Source organism: Methylomonas sp. AM2-LC, from assembly GCF_039904985.1.
Lineage (GTDB): Bacteria > Pseudomonadota > Gammaproteobacteria > Methylococcales > Methylomonadaceae > Methylomonas.
In genome coordinates this window covers 4,779,338-4,798,180 of record NZ_CP157005.1, presented here as the reverse complement: position 1 = coordinate 4,798,180, position 18,843 = coordinate 4,779,338, and the positions used below count along the sequence as shown (strand labels likewise).

The window sequence follows — 18,843 nt, the reverse complement described above, 5'->3', positions numbered from 1 at the left end:
CTCGTTAAACAAAGCGTAATTTGGCTAAAACCAAGCCAGCTACAAAGCCCAGCATCAAAAAACTCCACGAAACCAGAATGGTAATACCGACAAAACGAGTAATGTCACGGCGGTATTGAATGGGTAGACCGTAAAAATAAAGTATGAAAGTGGCAGCCAGCATCAAAGGAAACGGAAATAGCGAGACGAATTCCTTAAACTCCATCAGCACGTTATGAAAGGTGGGGACATGCGCCAATATCCAGTCGCGCGGCCCGTCCTGACCGCGATAGCGCATATAAATCCAGTTGCCGCTGATAGCACCGGCTAAATTTAACAGGGTAGCGGCCAATACCCATCGGCGTAACGATTCCAACCTGACATGCATGCCTTTGATTAAGGGAATGGCTCGATGTGTAAGATAAGTGCCAAGGACTATGGCCAGAATGGCGCTGACGCCATGAATACCGGCTTTCAAGCTGTAATCGGTCGGATAGAAGAAATTGGCAGCGGGCAACAACAGTAGCAATGTCAAGGGTATTGCCACTTGGCTACGAATGACAATCTTGCTGAAATGATCGTGTAAATATTCTCCAGCGGACATGAAGTACTCCAATTAAAAATGTGTGTTAAATATCTCTAAAGAACCTGCTGATTATTGTTCGACGGTCACAAATGCCAGCTTGGAAATACCGGCATGCTGCACAGTAGCCATCACCTCGGCGACTTTTCCGTAATTGACACCTTGATCAGCATACACATGCACAGCCATGTCCGGGTTTTGCACCAATTCACTTTTCAGCTTGGTATCCAGAGCAGCCAGATCGGCAAGCGGCGTTTTGTTGAGCGTAACGCCACCCTGAGCATCAATTCCGAGCTGAAACGGCTGTTTTTGGGTATCTGGAATGGTGGAAGTCGTCTTGGGCAGCGCCACGTTGACAGACTGGGTCAATAACGGGGCCGTGACCAGCAAAATGATCACCAGTACCAGCATCACATCAACTAGCGGTGTGACATTAATTTCGCTCACCGCTGCGTCGTCTTCTGAATTTGTTTTAAATCCCATTAGCTTTCCTTGTGCTTGAATTATCAGTGTTATCACTAAAAGCAATGTGCAAAAACCCCTCTACAAAGTTTTCCAACGAAGCTCGATGGTGTTTGGCTCGGCGCTGAAAAAAGTTGTAGGCTAGTACCGCCGGAACAGCTACGGCAATACCGATAGCAGTGGCGATCAGGGCATCCCCGATGGGGCCGGCCACTACGTCGAGACTAGCAGAGCCACTTTCGCTAATCTGATGCATCGCATGCATAATGCCGAGTACCGTACCGAATAGACCGACAAAGGGTGCAGTGCTTCCGATACTGGCCAGCATAGTCAAGCCACTTTCCAAACGCTGTTGTTCTTTCTGGGTTTGTACTCGAAGGGTTTGTTCCAGTAAGTCTTGTGGGGAACCGCGAAATTTGAGACTAGACGAAGTGGATGGATGACACATTTCCGCGAGCCAATCAAAACCGCAGGTAGCAATCCGCGCCTTTGGTCCTCTGGCTTTGTCGGCCGCTAACTGTTTGGCGGACTTGAGACTGGTCGCATCCCAAAAAGCTGAATTGTATTGTTTGTTGTACGAACTGTTTTTAGCGAATTGCCAGATTTTGAAAAAAATCAAGGTCCAGGTAATCAGTGAAAACGCCAGCAAGGTGTACAAAGTGGCATCAATAATGATGTCCGGGGCAATATGAAAAGGCATGCATGTCTCCTGATTCTAATCGGTTAAACTGAAATTGATAGGCACTAATACGGAGCTGGCAACAGGTGTTTCGCCGCGTTTGGCCGGAATGAACCGCCATCTTTTAACTGCTTCTACGGCGCAATCATCCAGCATGTCATGACCGCTGCTTTTTTCAACCCTGACGGACTCACTCAATCCGTCGGCAGATACCTGTACACGCAACATGACTTTCCCTTGCCAATCCCGGCTTTTCGCTATCGCGGGATAATCCGGTTTAGGATTGCTGGCATAATTGGCGCGGAAATTAGCTTCGGTAAACGGCTCTGGATTACTTGTTGCTGGCTCGGCCTTGCTAGTTGAAGCGGTCGAAGCCGATGAGGCCGATGTGGAAATTGGAGCGGCAGACTGCTGTTCGACAAATTTCTCAGCCGGCGCGGCGTCTGGCGCTTTTTGTACGATAGGCGGCAACTTTTTAGGAATGGGTTTGACTTGCGGTTTTATCTGTTCCGGCTTTTTAACCGGTTGAGGTGGTGCCGGTGGCTGTGGCGCGACGCTAGGTTTCGGTGCGGACATAGTTATCATCGACACTTCCATCATCAAAGGTTTAGCTGGAATTATTGTCGGTTCGTTAGGGCTTAACAGCCATATGCCACCCCATAGATGCAGCAAGCACACTAGAACTGATAGCAATACCAACATATTACTGGGTCGCTCTTCTCCAAATAGCGGGGAGAAAAGTGTACTTGACAGTGGCATAACTATCTCTGGAGAGCCTCCTATCGAAACAAATTTCTGAGTTGCTAATGCTTGTCCCTGATGTGTAAAAAATAGATTCATAAAGTTACCCATAGGTTTAATTAAATGCGGCACCGTAAATTATTGCGACCGTTTCGCTCTTTCCGCATCCAGCGACTTGTGACGCAAATCGACATAGTTGCCGCCAACCCATTGCCAAAAGGTAGCGCTTGCTTCAGAGTTCTTGCTCAGTAGTTTGACTGCGATGGCCCCGTTGCTGCTGATATCAGTAATCGCGGCTTCAATATCGACGGGAGCCTTGCTATTGACCACACGCTTATCGGGATCGAAGCGCAAGGAAACGCTTTCTCCCACCTTGAACAGCAGATCACGTTTCAGGCCACCCAGGAATTGCAAACGATATTCTGGTACCGATTGAAATGGGATGACAAATTCAGCATGCCAACGAAATGGTGGACATTGGATAGGGCCACTGCCTTTAGGAAAATGTACCGTATAGCCATCATCGACTTTGGCTTTGACGATTCCCTTGGTGTAAATGTCGTGACAATTGGTTAATACGGTATCGCCGGGTTCTAGATTATATTTGCCAGCCGCTTGAGCCGGGATATGATTCAAAACCAGCATGAATCCCATACAGAAAATAGTAAATGTTCTCATCATGTATTCCTTGTTATTATTGTTTTACTCTTAATTCCATTCCTTAAACACGGTCTGCTTAGCTATGAAAGGACCGTTCTTTCCAATAGCCAGTAAGTCCCCATCAGACAAACCGATAATGAACACCCCTTTAGCAATTTCCCGGCTATCATTACATTGTTGTTAATCCACCAGATTATAGGCAGCACAATTGCTGCCACGGTGATTTGTCCGGTTTCTATTCCTAAATTGAAGGACAGTAAAGGCATCAGAATCCCGGTTTCGCCGGAGGAAATCCCCATCTCACGCAACACACTGGCAAATCCGAATCCGTGTATCAGGCCAAAACCGAAAGTCAACCACTGCCGTCCTTTGGGATGGTCGCCACGTATAACGTTTTCCACGGCGACATAAATAATGGTGAGCGCAATCAACGGCTCCACAAAGCTGCTGGGCAGATCAATAATGTTGAGGCCGGCGCAAGCCAGTGTGATGGAATGGGCGATGGTGAAAAAGGTAATGATTTTTAGGGCAGGCCAGAAACTATGGGTAACGGCCAATAGTGCAAAAAGAAACAATAAGTGATCGTAACCCGTGAGGATATGTTCTACGCCCAGTTTGAAAAAGTCAGCAAAAGTTGTAAACCAAGAATGCTCTGTTGCTTGCTCGCTGTTGACCTTACCTTCAAGCTCCAGGCTAAACTGATCGTCATTCTTGCCCAGCATTTTTTCATTCAGGGTTTTGCCGTTAACATCCCGGACGGTCAAGTATTGCTGGTGCCCATCAGGCAATTTCGCCAAAAACCTCGATCGCAACAGCAAGCTTTGTTTCGGTGCGTCTTGATAAAGAAATTCGACGTGCGCGTTATTCTGGTCGTCATAGGCCACTTGTCCGGGTTCTGACGGCGAATAATCCTTGCCGTCAATAGTGACGCGCAACTGCTCGGCCAGCAACTTGGCGATGCTGGGTTTAGCGGCTTCGCGTTCGGCATCGGTGACTTCGGCATCCAGATCGCTGTCCATCGGGGCGAAAGCTTCAATGTCTTGCAGCGCAAAAGTTACCTTGACATCAAGGCTATTGGCTTTGATAGACAAGTCCATGGAACTTAGGCCGGGTGGATGGGCATAAACCCAGGCCGATTGCAGCATAAACAAGAACGCAATCGGCCATTTAGCTAGTTGTATATTCATCTGCTTTGTTTAGAAATAGATTGTAAAGCCGGCTCTAGCCATACGCGGCTCGACCGGGTGTCTGACTATGCCATAGCTACCCACCTGATCATTAGGATGCGAAGAATATTGATAGGCATAGGCAATATCGCTGGTCGTTTCTCCAAGCAAATTGAAGACATTAAAGTCCAGTTTAAAATTCTTTTGCTTGTAACCAAGACCTAAATTGAGAATATCCACATTCGGCGCCCAGAAAGCGCCATTGGAATCCAAGGGCGAATCTCCAAAATGCCTCAAGCGCAAGGATCCGTACATACCATTAGGCGCAACTACCTGGATTCCGGCGGCAATGACTGTTCCCACCAGATTTGGGATGTAGTTACCGGTACAAGGGGTATTCGGATTCGCGGTATCGCACCCGCCGCTGCTATTAGTTTGCGGCATGTTCGTGAAATGTCCGTAGCTTCTGGCATAATCGAAATCCAGGGTCAGCCAGTCCGTTGGTTTATAATAGTTTGTGAATTCCAGTCCATAGCGATCAGACATACCATTAACATTTGTCGTACCACTATCCCCAGCGAACACCAACTCCTGACTGGATTGCAGATACCATAATGCTAATGTAGTATTTAAGCCGGGGATAAAATTGGAGCGGGCACCAACCTCGCCGCCACGCGCCCAGGCCATCGGCGTAATCATCCCTGTACTGCCAAGTTGACTACCCGTATTAGGATCCAATTGCAAGGTGGTGCCACGGGCATCATTTGAATGATAACCGGAACCGGCGTTTAAGAAATATTCTGTGTTGTACCAAGGACCTAGGATAGCGCTAAACTTTGGACTGATCATCTCTTTGGAACGATAACCAGAATTTGCTGCATTGATAGCTGCAGACTGTGAGGGATTAGCGGCTTGGAGCTGTCCTGCCAATACTTGGGAGGAATACGCCGTGGTTGCACTTGCATCCATTTGTGCTATTGCAGAATTACCATTGGTAAACGAGTTAGCCAGCGCGTCTACTTGCATCGTAATAAAATCAGCTCGCAAGGCTTGAATAGTACGGAATTTTTCGGTCCAGTGTATCTGGTTTTTGATAAACATGCCGCCGGTGCTTTCAGATACATTGTCAAGACTAACCGTATTCAGTACCTGCCGGTTTACCGTGTTGTACAGTCCTAATCCATTGATTTCGTCGTGCCGGAAACTCATGCCTAAGGTGTTATCCATATCCAGGCCAAACAGATGGTCGTAATGGGTAAATTCTTCATTACCCCCTACTTGCACCCGATGGTCACGCTGGTTCAGCTGGTCGCCCCAAGGTCCGTTCGTGTAACCGCTAAAATTCGAATACAGATTTAAGTCGTAATAAACCGCATAGACGTTGGCATCGTTCTTCCAATCACTACCCTTATTCCAAAGATTGGTCGAAAAACTATAACGATTGGTATTCCCTCCGTCCGAAGGGCTCAATGAACCATAGAGTCCTAGCTGGCCGCTATCGATGGCCATTTGGGCAATCTGATTGGTGGCAGTCCAGGCATTACTATAAGCTTTGGCGTTGACAGATACGCCCCAATTGTCGTGATCCTGTGTATAACGCAGAACCCCGTTGTATTTGTGCCCATTTTCTGGTACAGCCCAGGCGCCGTTATAAGTCTGGAATTCAGCGGCGTAGAGTAAATTACCATCATCCCCAACTTTGCTGGAATTAGCTGCTACAGTCCTGTAAAAATCGAATTCACCGCCGGTAAACTTCAAAAACCCTTGCGGCAAAGTCTTTATGGTGGTCATTTTATTAAAACCGGCAGCAGAAAAGTCACCGATCTCGGCATAATACGGGCCTTTGCCGTATTCAATTTTGTCCACCAATTCTGGAATCAAGCTATTGAGGTCCATATAACCCTGACCATGAGCATGGGTAGGCATGTTCATCGGGATGCCATCCACTACGGTGGTAAAGTCAGTGCCGTGATCAAGGTTATAGCCGCGTAAAAAATATTGGTTAGCTTTGCCGGAGCCGCTATGCTGAGTAGCGATCATGCCGGGGATCAATTCCACCAATTCACCTGGACGAGAGGATGAACGGAATTCGATCTGCTCTTGACTGATCACACCCTGTGAAGCAGAACCGGTTAAACCAAGCAGATCTCTTGACCGGCCTGCTGTAACACTAATTTCTCCCAACTCTTCAACCTTAAAGGTTTTAACCGCTTGTGGTTCTTGGTTGCTTTGATCAGCCTGCTTAGCGGTCTTTTTAGGTGTAGTTTGGACAGGAGCCATCTTAGGCTGTTCGGCCTGAAGTTCCTGAGGAGTTTGACCGGGCGTAGTTGCCTGTTGCGTCTGCTTGGCATTTTTAGCTGACTTTTTCTTCTTAGCTTTTTTGCTCAATTTAACCTGATCGGATGTTGCCGACTGCTCAACTTGATCAGTAGTAGGCCCGGCTTGTAACTCGACAGAGCTTATCCCTAAAATAATTCCCAATCCGATAATCAGTTGTTTCTTTTTAAAAATGTTTTCGTAAGTGCTCACTGCCTGCTCCTAATGCGCTAAGTTATTATTTTAATTAAATGATCTAAGTAATTGCTTTTGTGATTCGACTGAAAAAATTGTGATGCACACTGGTACCTTCTGAAAACAGTGGGATTATTGGAATGACAGACAGGCAATGAAGGTTGTTGATATTGCCTGTAGCAAAAAAACTTGGAGAATTGCAATAAGTGAACAGTGGCGCAAATGAGTTGAATTCATCTTCGTCACGCAAGCTCGGAACAAATTGATACCCTATAATGCTTATAGCAAGGCTTAGGTCATGACGGTTGTGGGGGCCGAGCGATTTGATAACTGAATTGCCGATAGGAAATCTGGCAAAACTTAATTGAAGACTGGAGGCTTCAATTAGAGATAAATGGGTGTTTTGGAACTGGCGGGGAACTGCGAAGAAGGAATGCGATTCGGGCGGCGAAGTGAGGCCAACGCCGTTGCTCAAAAAGTGCCGGCCAGGTGTATGGTTTATCTTTGGAAAATAATTTTTGAAATCTAAGTTACTGCAATCTGAAGAGTATCTTGGGTAAAAAAGCTTATTGATCGAATTTTCACACACATTTAGTAAGCTTTCTTTAACCGTAACAACATGATAATCAGCACCCGCGCTTTGTTTGCCAAGGTGGCTGATATTTTGCCGGTTCACTCTACCCGATGCTTGTAAGGAAAGCTTACCGGTTCCTGATAATAGCGCACCGCCACCGGCATCTTGCTTAGCAAAATCTATGGATATCCCTCGATTCCCATAGAAGGCAAGACTCTCCACTTCATAACTTCGTTGCTGGGGTGTCAACCAAACGTAACCTAGGTTAACGGTATCTTGAAATTGATTGACTACAAAATTATTGTCTTTGATATCGATTACAGATTCGGCAGTCTTAGCAAGTGCAGAGCTGGAAAAAAGAACGGTCAATAAACAAGTAATAGCGAGTACGACCAGTTTTGCAACCAAAATACCGGCCCCGTGTAAGAGCAGCGTGGCCAACATAAAGCCCACGGTATACGAAATCAGACTGGCGGAAGTGGAAATTTCCTGGCCGTGGGCAAAACCATGGAAAAAGGCAAAAAATGCCACAATCAGAACATTGATTTTGTTGCTGAAACGAATTTTTCGGGTTATCAAAACACTGAAAACGGCACAAGATATAAGGATAATGCCATCAACATTTGGAATTTCCAGACCCGATGCGCCTGCAAGTCCACCTAAACTCATTACGCCGACAAAAGCCAGGGGTAGCATCCAAATGGCCTTACCGCGTAATTGCGCAGCCCAGATACCGACGGCGAGCATGGTCACTAAATGATCCCAACCGGTTAAAGGATGCGAGAAACCGTTACTTAAACCGATGTCATTGAAATCTAAGAATTGTCTACCCAGAAAGGCAAGCAAAAGCAGTAAGGGCAAGCCAAAAGAAAACACCAGCCTGATAAGACTGAATCTGGAGTCAGATTGTTTTCTTGAAAAATAGCTCATTTTACGGCTGGCAATTTAGGATTATTTGAACTAGATCATAACAAAGTTTTCAAAAATGGAATAATAACCGGGAAACAAAAACTTTAGATTGTTTAGTTTATTTAAACTTATCAATATCTTAGTCAAAGCACCACTTACAATCGCAATAGTTCTATTGCAAAAAATATCCCCTTCATTTATCGCCACCACCTAAAAATCGATTGAGATCATTATTGGAAACTCTTACAAGCAACAACCTTATGACCAAACCTGTTGTAATTAAAAGTAATGCGCCGATTGCAAATCCTGTTGTGTACATAATCGTTTCGATACCTAACAACATATCAAAAGCATGTACATAGCCATGGAAAAAAGCAAAAACACCAGCGATAAGAGTGGCTATGGGCAAAGGCACCTTATAGTCTGAAACCAGCATTAAACCTAACAGGACCACTGATAGATAGAGCGCTTTGTCAGCGTAAGCAATTTCGATGGGGATAAGGGTGAAAATACCACCCATCAGCATTAATCCGACAAAAACGATGGGCAGAAGATAAACAAGTGGTCTACCCACCCGGTAAACCCAAACACCGAACGCCAACATTGCCAAGATATGATCGGTACTGGCGAATGGATCCACTAAACCACTGAAAAAACCAATTGTGTCTCCGGATAATCGGAATGGATGCGCTTGAACTGAAATAGGCATTAACAGTGCAGCCCACCAGGAACTGAGAATTATCTCCTTAGATTTCATTATGTTATTCTAGTTGTTGATTGCACATTTCATACTGTCTATCTGGAGTCAAAACGACTATAGGCTTTCACTTCGTTTAATAAAATTGTATTCAACATGCCGAAAGATGCCGTGGTAAACTTATTTTTGGTCTCAACAGAATTGCTCTTGTCAGAATACATTACAAAACAAAAAGGAGACATTTCATGACACAAAAAAACATTTTACTCAGCATCCTTTTACTGGCTTGCAGCTTAGTTCATGCAGCCGATGCAGTTGATTCTACGCTGACTAATCCAACTACAACGGTCGAACAGGCCGCTCAGAAACAGGATCAAGCAATTCAATCCGGTGTGAATTCAGAAAGCCAGCCAAAGGCTACTGAAAATCCATCTCCCAAAAAATCACGGTTTGAGCAAGATAATTTTCAACAATCAACCGGTAACGCACAAGACTTATTTCAAGGCGATCACAATTAAATTCAATTTCATGAAACAAGAGAAACACTTACCCTGAATTTATACAGATCTCGACTGCTTTTTTCGCTTTCTGTCAGCAAACGGACGAGGTTAGTTCATGGACACAACAACAGAAAACCTTCCTGGTACAAATGTCGTATCAGGGTAAGTTTTGTATCCTCCTTTAAATCGGTAAATAATTCTGTGGGTTGAAATAGCGTTCGCTTACTCATTTCATCCAGTAAAGGACGTGCTCGCTTAGACATGATCATCGTCTTTTCGCCAAATTCTAAAACGATATTTTCACCGTCTTCCGAAATCGTATACTGGTCTGGAGTCAATATTTTTAATTTAGTGTTAGGGTTTATCACCGAAACATTCAATTCAATCTCTTGTCGACATTCACTTCGACCAGGATAACCCTCCCTGACGCGCTGAATAAAGCCATCGACTACCTGTTTTGAATCTAATTTCTGCTTGAACTCTTCTACGAGCCTGGAAAACTCTGACTTGATACTGGCTTGCAATTCAGGATGGTTTGCAAAGCCAGGGGGTAAAGCTTTTCGTATTGCCAATTCATTCTTACTTGAGTGCAGCCATGATGTCATAAGCTCAACATAGGTAAAGACCGTGACTCCAAGAGTGACATGCATGGATGCATTTTCAAGGGAATTTGCGGCATGTACAAAACCTCTTGGCAAGTACAATAGATCACCTGGTTCCAAATCAAGCTCCATTAGAGGCAACGAGGGTGTCAGCATATGAGGTTTAAATGCCTGACTGTGATGCGGTAAATTCAGCGGTGGATCAAAAATCTTCCAGTGTTTAGTGCCGGAAATTTGCAGAATAAAAACTTCATGCGCATCGTAGTGAGGTGTAAATCCCGACGCATTTCCAGGTGTAATATAAATATTGGTATGCACCGCATGACTCAAATATTCCTCAACAGCTGCCGCCAAAGTCATTAGTGGCTTCCAGGCTCTATTGAAACCCGGCAGCGAAAGTGTTGCTCCGGATTTATATTCGGCTTGAAGTTTGTCTAGATCCGGTACGCCGCTAAAGACAATCTCGCCTGAACGAATATCACTACAGAAAACATCGGGATGCAGAAATGCACCGCTTTTTGATAATTGTATGGAGGGATAACGAAGCCCGCCAAACGATAAGGCAGACTGTACATTGCCTAGCGTTATTAAGTCTTTATAGTACTGCTTATCTGAGCGTTTGACATGTAGAGGCTTTTTCTCCCAATAATCAGAGAAAAACTCATCCGGTTGAATTGGCTCAATTAAACTCGAAAATGAAGAGAATTTTGCTTCCATAACTTTTATCCAGAACTGATTTTCAGACATTGTTTTATGCTCTGTCCATTAAGATGATTGAAATGTTTTTTGCCAACACCGCCAAAGATAATCTTCAATAGTTCGATTAAAAAATATTTGATGGACTGATTCTTTATCTGTGTAATTTATATTTTATCATTCGATATCCTAGGACGGTGTCTACGGAATAGCGGGTATTGCAAAACTAAAAAATATAGCTTTCCAGTCATATTGGCATTAATTATTCCCAAACCGGTCGTTTATCCCAGATATAGCTTTTTTGAACTTTCGGTAAACTAGCATCATTGAAAATGAGGCCAGTCTGCCATGAAAATTACCGACTTTAAAACCCGTGTTAGCTTCTCTACAGATTGTTTTTTTGAAACGGAAATCAGCGTAACAGCTACAGCTAAAATCAAAAAAGCAACCACAGTTACAATGATTTTATATCCACTTCTTTTCTGTCAAACATCCTTGGCAGTTGATAAAGTTGGTGAACTAATCACCTCAGCCGCCAACATCCACAAACAAGCAGCAACTTTCCCCCAAAAACTTGAAAATACACTTTGGGGACATGTAGCTAAACAGAATCATATCGACCCTTATACTTTATATGCAGTTGCCCTTATAGAATCAGCCAAAAACAGCGATCCCAATCATGTAACACCGTGGCCCTGGGCGCTCAATAAAGCAGGTCAGTCCATCATTCCTGTATCCCAGCAGGAAGCTCACACCCTCTTAAATAAATCCATTGCCCAAGGTAATCGGCACATTGATATTGGACTGATGCAAATCAATCTCCACTGGCATGGTCACCGGGTCGCAAAACCCGAACATTTGCTTAACCCTGCTATCAATCTTCAAATCGGCGCGGGACTATTAGCCGAGGCGATCCAATCGTCACCCAATAATTTAGTTTTAGGCATTGGTCGATACCATAATTGGCAAAATATCCAGACTGCTGTCGTTTACGGACGAAGAGTTTTGGCAGTAGCCGACAAAATCAGAACAGTCCTCTAATAGGTGGGACTAAGATGAAAAAATCCATTTATGACTTGAATATGGATTATCTGATTCTCGCCCATGAATTGATCAATTCCGGTCAAGAACAGGAGGCTATGGTTTGTTTAGGATTAACCCCAGAATACGTGGCGCTCCTTTACAAATTGCCCATTCAGCAATTAAGAGAATTGGCTCGCAGTGATGTTCTCAGATTCGCCCCCCGGTTATCAGTTGACCGGAAATCAATGGATTTGACTTCTAAGCATTGGGATATAGACGGCTCTGAGCAGCATGCTCGTGAGTTACGTTCTATTGTCTCAAGACAAGTAAATAGGTCATGAACAATACAAACGTTTCATTCGAAGAAAAGCTCAGCGAATATCAACTTGCATATGAATTACTGCGCAGAAAGCTAAGAACTTCTTACGTCAGCCAAATAATCAAACACATTACTCCAGATGAGCTCAAAGAAATTTATCGAATGATTCACCAGGGAGCAAGTCCGCGAGCAGGATCAACGCCGTCGATTAATACCATTCCGTATTTCCGAGAGTCGTTTATATATCTGTCATTATTTGCATCGATATACCGTACTGCCAGCTTGATCGATATCAAGACAGAAATCGATGTCTCCGCAGTCTTGTTCGCATGGGATTTTTTTTGCGAAACTTTTCCAAATCATATTCGAGAAAGCAAACCCTACAACAAGATACGTCCGGCCAATTTTAATGAGGCATGGATAATCGCGCAGTCGCTTAAAAACGGGCTGACAACCATAAAATACTGCAATGGCTGTATCGGCGATACTTTAATTATGCTGAATAGCTCTTTTCAACCTATCTGTCAGATTTGTGATATCGATCGTAAACGGGAAAACAGTAGAAAGAAGTCATCAGAACGGACAAATCAACTTAGCTGAAGATCACCGCCAAAGAATAAAGAAATCGCCGGTTGCGAATTCGAATCTTTTGTGCCGCGCTTTAACGTCGTGAACTGGAGACAATATTAGGAAATAGAATTACGAGTGATGACAACAGCCATTAGGCATTATTTGCAATGGATAGCCTTACACATAATTTTCTCATGTTTAACAATTGCTTGGGGGTAATGTGATGAGTGGATGGTATTCAATACTAATATCACATAAGAAATATAAGTGCGCTTTTGGTTCCGTTATATCGGTTAATATTTACAAGTACCGACTTATTGGAACAAGATGGCGGCATGAATAGTAATTACCAACAAATAATCGAACTCGCCCGCACCCATGCGCTGATCCGGTCTTGTGATTTGGAAACCCAAGGTGTTATGGTTTAGCGCGTAAGTACGGCTCTGTGGTAAAACGGAGTTCTCGGATTTGATGGGATGTTCGGCGACAATTAACTTGTCCGACCGGTCAAGATAGTTGACGCCGGATAATGGGATGAGCAAGATTAGCCATTAGAGTGATTTGCATGAAATTTAGACTAAAAATGACATTTCGCCAAAGTTGATATATAGTAGGCTTTGGAGGGTAGGCATGCCTAAAGTAAACGAACTACAAAAACATCTTCAACCTGGGCAAATTTATCGGCGGGCAGATCTAACCAAATGGTCAAATGCCGTTGATCGCCATCTACAGCAGCTTGTTAGCAAAGGGGTTATCCAGAAGCTTGCAGGCGGTCTTTACTACTGCCCCAAGAAAACGGTTTTTGGTGATGCTCCGCCAGAGGACGAAATGCTTGTCCGTGCTTTTCTTAAAGATGACCATTTCTATATGGCATCTCTGAATACATATAACTCATTGGGTGTTGGTACAACTCAGCTTTACAACGAGAAACTGGTTTATAACCATAAGCGAGATGGCAGATATACACTTAACGGACGGCAGTTCTATTTTTTGAAAAGATCGCGTTTTCCCGAAAAAAGCAGTCAGGAATTCTTGCTAGTGGATCTTATCAATAACCTTCACTTCTTGGCAGAGGATAAAGAAAGCATTATTAAACGCGTTGCCGAAAAAGTACGCGGCATGGATAAGGCCATACTGATGAAAGTTGTTCAAGAGTATGCAGGAGCAAGAACACAGAGTTTTTTTGAAAAACTATTTCGTTCTGACGATATGAAACATGCGGTCTAAAATTTATCTCCATGAACATCCTGATTTTACCGATCTCATCCGGGTCGTAGCGGATGAGCGCAAGATCGATCCGTATCTGGCTGAAAAAGATTATTGGCTAATGCACTGTCTTTATGGCCTCAAACTGGCCGGATACGAGTTTCAGTTGAAGGGTGGAACATCGCTTTCTAAGGGATACGGTATTATCCATCGTTTCTCAGAAGACATTGATATTCACATCGCGCCGCCGGAAGGCAGGCAAATCCGAACATCCCAAAATCATGATAAGGAAAAAGATCGTCAAGGTCGCAAGGACTATTATGATTATCTGGCCAGTAGCATCACCATTCCTGGCATCGTAAAAATTGATCGGGATACGCTGTTTGACATTCCGCCGAAATATTTTAGTGGCGGCATTCGACTTTACTATGAATCCAAATTTTCATCTGACGGTAGCGCTAAGGAAGGGATCTTACTCGAAGTTGGGTTTGATGATGTTATACCAAATCAGCCATTAGAGATCAGTTCATGGGCTATGGACTTTGCATTGGAAAAAAGGGTCGATGTGATTGATAGTAGAGCGTTGCAAATTCATTGCTATGATCCCGGCTATACTCTGGTGGAAAAATTACAGGCTATTGCCACGAAATACAGGCAGCACCAAAGTTCAGGCGATAAGTTTCCACCCAATTTTATGCGTCATTACTATGATGTTTTCTGTCTATTACAAAATAGCGGGGTTCAGGCATTTATTGGCACCGATCAATATATCGCGCATAAGAATCGGCGTTTTCCAGGCATTGACCGTCAGAAACCACTCATAGAAAATGAAGCCTTTGTCCTAGGGGATAATCACACGCGAGTTCTTTACCAAAAAGAATATCAAAGCCGTGCTGCCCTTTATTATCAGGGACAGCCGCCTTTTGATAAAGTGCTTGCAGTAATTCTAAAAAATTTGGCGCGATTGTAGGTGTGTGTTTACGGAAACAAAAAAACTAGCCTACTTGGTTGCACTTTGCAAATTCTTTTGTTCGACCTAGGATTGTAATAAATTGAAACGCTGGAGTTCATAAAAGATGCCGTCAATTCACTCACAATCAAGCCAACAGCCCAAGCTATCAAGCCGGTTTCTTCATACTGAACCAGCAAAGCCTATTTATAGTGGGCATCACGCCACCGTCAACTGTGATTGTTGCAATCGGAGTATGGTACCAAGAGTTGTCAGTTATTACGGTCAGCCTCTGAAATCTATTTGTCCTTTCTGCGGAACCACTTTCAAGAACTTTCCAAGTGGTTTGCAGCAATTCTGGCAGCGTTTTCATACTCGCACGCTGTCGTTCACTGTTTTCTATCGCCTTGCTATTGTGGCAATTGGTTTTGGTTTGATCGGTTTTTTTAGTTCAAAAGAAATTTTACCTCACAGTTTGGGATTGTTTGCGATATTCGGAACTATTATTTTCGCACCGTTGGCTTTTGCAGAACTTATTTTTCAATGCGTGGAACAATTAGCTGCCAAACTTTCTCACGAAAGTAGTTGTTACTGGGCAGCATTAGTTTTGATTGCAGTACTAACTTCCTATGCTCATCCAGAATTTACATTTCACCTGGTGCTTTTTTTATTTGTCATGTTATTTCGTGGTCTAATAGCTGGTCTGACTCAAGCAAATATCAAGGAAACGGGGTAGTGAAAAATAGCCTAATAATTAATTCGTCCACGAGCTCGATTGAAATTTCCAATTTGATCAATCAGATCCATTCTGTTTTGACCAGCAGCACTTATTAGCAATTTGGCGATATTATTCCCATCTGTATAACCCTCATCTTCAATTAATTGTTGTTTTGCATCTCCTAGGCTACCGCTGTATTCACCACCAACAGCTATCCCTGCAAAAGCCTCGAACATACTTGCTCGGTAATACGCTTGTTGGCTCGGAGTCAGTTTATCAGCTACGTCATTAACCCGCTGATCAGCCCATCTTTGGGTTGTTTCTAAAAAACCAGAATATGATTCTGAAGCACCAAATTTGATGGCATCCCAAAAGTCATTTCCCTTCGAATAGGCCTCTCGTGCACTATTGATAAAATCTTTAGCTCCTTGATTACCAACTGTACCAAGTGCCTCAATATTTTTGGCCGAATTATAAAGACTGCCGCCTAGGTAATTATATGAGGCCTCAGCAACCGACGGCATATTATTGGCAGCGGACGCAATCGCAGCTCTAAAATGCTCAGCCTTGATTTGCCCAACTTCAGCAAAGCCCTGTTTGGACTCCTGATCTACGCCTTTCAAGTTCTGTTCATGATGCGCAGTAATGGCTTGTTCTCCGGAAGCGACTTTACCCTTGGTGTTATGTATTTGACCTTGAGCCTGGTGACTGACGCCTGCAGCTTCATGTCTTGGATCAGCAAGATTGATTTGTTCAACAGAGGATTTAGCCATTCCGAAATTCGGTGATTGGCTTTTAAGACTTTCATTTTGACGAGGATGGCTATTTGGATCGGCATGAGGTGTATTGAATGCATCCCCCAGCAACTGGTAACCGGCTATTTCAGCATTTTGCGACTGCTGACTATCGAGGGTTCTATAACTCGGAAATGAAAACCCTGTCAGGAGTGACATTCCAGCTGCTGCATAGGCCTGATCGCCATTACTGATCCAGCCGGCCGCTTTCCATTGTGAAGCCAAACGTTGTGCATCACCGCGCAATCCATATTGATCCAAAGTTTGATCCAACCGTTCCATCATTTTGGGTTCATTGGCGATTTTGTAGCCAGTCTCTGCCGCACCAAAGCTGGCTTGGCTTCCAAAACGCTGTTGCGCTGAGACCGTTTGTTGATAGGTTTCCGAAGCGGAAACAGCATCGGTTGCACTGTGTTGTAAGGATGACAGTGATTGATTTTGCAATCCCATCGACGCCACATTGCGGGTGCCGGATTGCGCATCCAGCGCCATGTTTTTAGCTAATCCTGCCTGATAACCCTGGCTGTCATTCACGGTCTGGGTAATATCGGAGGCAATAGCATCGGACTTGTCCTGACCAACTTTAAAATCATTTTGCAGCCTGCCGGAAATCGCCGCACTCAACTTATCGTTCGAGGTTTTGGCGCCAGCATTAGCGCTACCGGCTACCAGTGCCGAGAAGTGATCCGCCGAAATACCGGTATCGGCATGCCTCTTGGCAAAGGCTTCACCAAACTGTCGGTTATAAGCATCGGTATGACTGGAACTGCTGGCGATTTGTTTACCCAGTGAGTGACTATCAAACGCATCGTTGGTGATACTGCTGGATTTGGAAGCCGTTGACGATACGCTGTTCATGAAGCTGCTGGTGGCTTGTTCGGAAGCGCTGGAAGCGGAAGATACCGCCGCGCTCATATCCTTGCCGGCTGTAAAGCTTGGCAGGACTTTATCGCTGCCGGTCTGGGTCACCGCCGACAACGGACTGTATTGATGCTGGGGTTGGGCATTCAAGACCGGCGCCGGACTCACTACATCAGGCGTAGTGATTTTTTCATTGGCATAATCACCGCCATCCATCCGTCCCAGAAAATGCGTCGTGGTGACTGCTCCCCGATAAATCAGCATCAATGAGATTGCTGGGGTCGAAGCAGCCAACATGCCGCCGATGGAAAGCCACTGTTGCAACTCCATATCCATCTGGTAAATACCCATCATCGAGGGCAGATTGTAATTGGCTTGGGTTAATGCCGCCATTTTGCCAGCCGCCGACATATTGATGAACAAATTGATCACCGCCAGGATCGGCATCCAGAGCTGTATCCATAACAACATCGAGAAATAGCCGATGTTCATTCTGATGCCAACACTGCCGAACAGCACTACAAATCCCATAATTGGTGCGATCGCATAGCTCAATCCCTCGATAAACGCCATCATCGGTCGGACGATTTTCGAGAACAAGGTCTGTTCCGCCGCCCATTGGGTATTGCGTTGCTGGATGGCTTGTTCGATCATGGAAGCTTTGGTCCAGTGCAGACCATCTTCATGTCGTCCAATCACCCCTTGTTCGAACATCGGCATAATGGCCGACATCAACATGTAATTACTAGCATTGACCACGCCCGGCCCAGCCAAAGCGTCAAACGCATCCTGGATTTTCGGTACTGCATCTGCGGCAGCCGGCACACCCAAAATCTGTTGTAATTTGGTTTCCAGCGCCGTGCTGAAAGCGCCATTGGCCATCACGCCTAAATTCGTCCAGGCATCGGTACAAGTCAGGGTTTGCGGTTGACCGCCAACATAGATTTCGGTCATGTAAATATCGGAGTCAAAGCGAATGGCATTGAGAGGATCGGCATCACGCAGAATGGTGTCGATGGATTTCAGATTCAGATCCACACCGGTCAAGGTACATTCCTTGACGTAGTTGGCGAAGGAGCTTTCCATATCGCTGCCGGCCACCGGCGCATTGGCAGCACCTAAACCGACGCGGGATAACAAATTCTTCCGCACGGAGGTCAAAGTTTGCAGAGTATCAGCAAAACCCTTGCCGGTCATCGTAGGCATCCCGAAAGCCTGTTCAAACAGTCGGGTGGTTCGGTAACCCATATTCGACATCACGCTACCTACTGCGGCTGGCCCCAGCGGTACGTTATCGACCACCACCACACTACCGGTATAGGCATCCTCAATGCTGACCTGGACAGACGGCGCATACAGCATCAGCCATAACACATAGGCCAACAACAAATCCTGATAGCGTATCCCTTGCCCATCAAATTGCATCAAGGCTCGCAGCATGATGATAATCACCCCGATTACGCCACCCACGGCGGCGGCAGTGCGGTAATCACCGGTACCGGAAATCATCGCCACCGCATTTAAAACCGCTTGTAGGTAGGCCGAATCGCCAACTGAGAAGATTTCAAACATGGACTACCTGACTGGAAGCGAAATATGGAAAATGTAATTTAAGCAGGGGCACGATATGACTGGGTGTTTGGT

The 18,843-nt window shown here is 44.8% G+C and carries 18 protein-coding genes; 7 read left to right on the top strand and 11 right to left on the bottom strand.

Annotation, left to right across the window (positions count from 1 at the left end):
- Positions 1-4: 4 nt before the first annotated feature.
- The 9 genes from ABH008_RS21540 to ABH008_RS21500 all read right to left on the bottom strand — a co-directional run bounded on the left by ABH008_RS21540 (position 5) and on the right by ABH008_RS21500 (position 9,021).
- On the bottom strand, positions 5-583 hold the full coding sequence (locus ABH008_RS21540; RefSeq protein ID WP_347987663.1) for a hypothetical protein: 579 nt from the start codon (positions 581-583) through the stop codon (positions 5-7).
- Positions 584-634: 51 nt separating this feature from the next.
- Positions 635-1,045 carry a biopolymer transporter ExbD gene (locus ABH008_RS21535; protein WP_347987662.1) on the bottom strand — a complete coding sequence of 137 codons (411 nt, stop codon included), beginning with the start codon at positions 1,043-1,045 and terminating at the stop codon, positions 635-637.
- Positions 1,035-1,724, bottom strand: coding sequence for a MotA/TolQ/ExbB proton channel family protein (locus ABH008_RS21530; RefSeq protein ID WP_347987661.1), 690 nt, complete (start codon positions 1,722-1,724; stop codon positions 1,035-1,037). The genes ABH008_RS21535 and ABH008_RS21530 overlap by 11 nt, the downstream gene beginning before the upstream one ends.
- A gap of 15 nt (positions 1,725-1,739) precedes the next feature.
- Positions 1,740-2,543 (bottom strand): energy transducer TonB, encoded by an 804-nt coding sequence (locus tag ABH008_RS21525; RefSeq protein WP_347987660.1) that lies wholly within the window; start codon positions 2,541-2,543, stop codon positions 1,740-1,742.
- A 39-nt stretch (positions 2,544-2,582) separates the two neighbouring features.
- Positions 2,583-3,125, bottom strand: coding sequence for a hypothetical protein (locus tag ABH008_RS21520; protein WP_347987659.1), 543 nt, complete (start codon positions 3,123-3,125; stop codon positions 2,583-2,585).
- 59 nt (positions 3,126-3,184) lie between these two features.
- The gene (locus ABH008_RS21515; protein WP_347987658.1) at positions 3,185-4,291 is read right to left on the bottom strand and encodes a HupE/UreJ family protein; all 1,107 of its coding nucleotides are present in this window, start codon (positions 4,289-4,291) and stop codon (positions 3,185-3,187) included.
- 9 nt (positions 4,292-4,300) lie between these two features.
- Positions 4,301-6,799 carry a TonB-dependent receptor plug domain-containing protein gene (locus tag ABH008_RS21510; RefSeq protein WP_347987657.1) on the bottom strand — a complete coding sequence of 833 codons (2,499 nt, stop codon included), beginning with the start codon at positions 6,797-6,799 and terminating at the stop codon, positions 4,301-4,303.
- 43 nt (positions 6,800-6,842) lie between these two features.
- Positions 6,843-8,285: a HupE/UreJ family protein gene (locus tag ABH008_RS21505; protein ID WP_347987656.1), complete on the bottom strand. Its 1,443-nt coding sequence runs from the start codon at positions 8,283-8,285 to the stop codon at positions 6,843-6,845.
- A gap of 172 nt (positions 8,286-8,457) precedes the next feature.
- Positions 8,458-9,021 (bottom strand): HupE/UreJ family protein, encoded by a 564-nt coding sequence (locus tag ABH008_RS21500; RefSeq protein ID WP_347987655.1) that lies wholly within the window; start codon positions 9,019-9,021, stop codon positions 8,458-8,460.
- Between the two features lie 185 nt (positions 9,022-9,206).
- On the opposite strand from ABH008_RS21500, the gene ABH008_RS21495 reads away from it, so the two are divergent.
- Complete coding sequence (locus tag ABH008_RS21495; RefSeq protein ID WP_347987654.1) at positions 9,207-9,479, top strand: hypothetical protein; 273 nt, start codon at positions 9,207-9,209, stop codon at positions 9,477-9,479.
- Between the two features lie 95 nt (positions 9,480-9,574).
- On the opposite strand, the gene ABH008_RS21490 is transcribed toward ABH008_RS21495, so the two are convergent.
- Positions 9,575-10,810: a cupin domain-containing protein gene (locus tag ABH008_RS21490; protein WP_347987653.1), complete on the bottom strand. Its 1,236-nt coding sequence runs from the start codon at positions 10,808-10,810 to the stop codon at positions 9,575-9,577.
- A 297-nt stretch (positions 10,811-11,107) separates the two neighbouring features.
- Between ABH008_RS21490 and ABH008_RS21485 the strand changes: the two genes are divergently transcribed.
- The 6 genes from ABH008_RS21485 (at position 11,108) to ABH008_RS21460 (ending at position 15,562) form a co-directional block, all read left to right on the top strand.
- A complete protein-coding gene (locus ABH008_RS21485; RefSeq protein WP_347987652.1) occupies positions 11,108-11,800 on the top strand; it encodes a transglycosylase SLT domain-containing protein in 693 nt (230 codons plus the stop codon).
- A 14-nt stretch (positions 11,801-11,814) separates the two neighbouring features.
- Positions 11,815-12,123: a flagellar transcriptional regulator FlhD gene (locus ABH008_RS21480; RefSeq protein ID WP_347987651.1), complete on the top strand. Its 309-nt coding sequence runs from the start codon at positions 11,815-11,817 to the stop codon at positions 12,121-12,123.
- Complete coding sequence (locus ABH008_RS21475; protein WP_347987650.1) at positions 12,120-12,701, top strand: FlhC family transcriptional regulator; 582 nt, start codon at positions 12,120-12,122, stop codon at positions 12,699-12,701. Before ABH008_RS21480 ends, ABH008_RS21475 begins: the two co-directional genes overlap by 4 nt.
- 600 nt (positions 12,702-13,301) lie before the next feature.
- Entirely contained in the window at positions 13,302-13,898 is a 597-nt protein-coding gene (locus ABH008_RS21470) for a hypothetical protein (protein ID WP_347987649.1), read from the top strand.
- Positions 13,888-14,847 carry a nucleotidyl transferase AbiEii/AbiGii toxin family protein gene (locus tag ABH008_RS21465; RefSeq protein ID WP_347987648.1) on the top strand — a complete coding sequence of 320 codons (960 nt, stop codon included), beginning with the start codon at positions 13,888-13,890 and terminating at the stop codon, positions 14,845-14,847. Before ABH008_RS21470 ends, ABH008_RS21465 begins: the two co-directional genes overlap by 11 nt.
- A gap of 235 nt (positions 14,848-15,082) precedes the next feature.
- Positions 15,083-15,562, top strand: a complete 480-nt coding sequence (locus ABH008_RS21460) for a hypothetical protein (protein ID WP_347987647.1) — start codon at positions 15,083-15,085, stop codon at positions 15,560-15,562.
- Between the two features lie 11 nt (positions 15,563-15,573).
- On the opposite strand, the gene ABH008_RS21455 is transcribed toward ABH008_RS21460, so the two are convergent.
- Positions 15,574-18,771 carry a conjugal transfer protein TraG N-terminal domain-containing protein gene (locus tag ABH008_RS21455; protein WP_347987646.1) on the bottom strand — a complete coding sequence of 1,066 codons (3,198 nt, stop codon included), beginning with the start codon at positions 18,769-18,771 and terminating at the stop codon, positions 15,574-15,576.
- Positions 18,772-18,843: the final 72 nt, after the last annotated feature.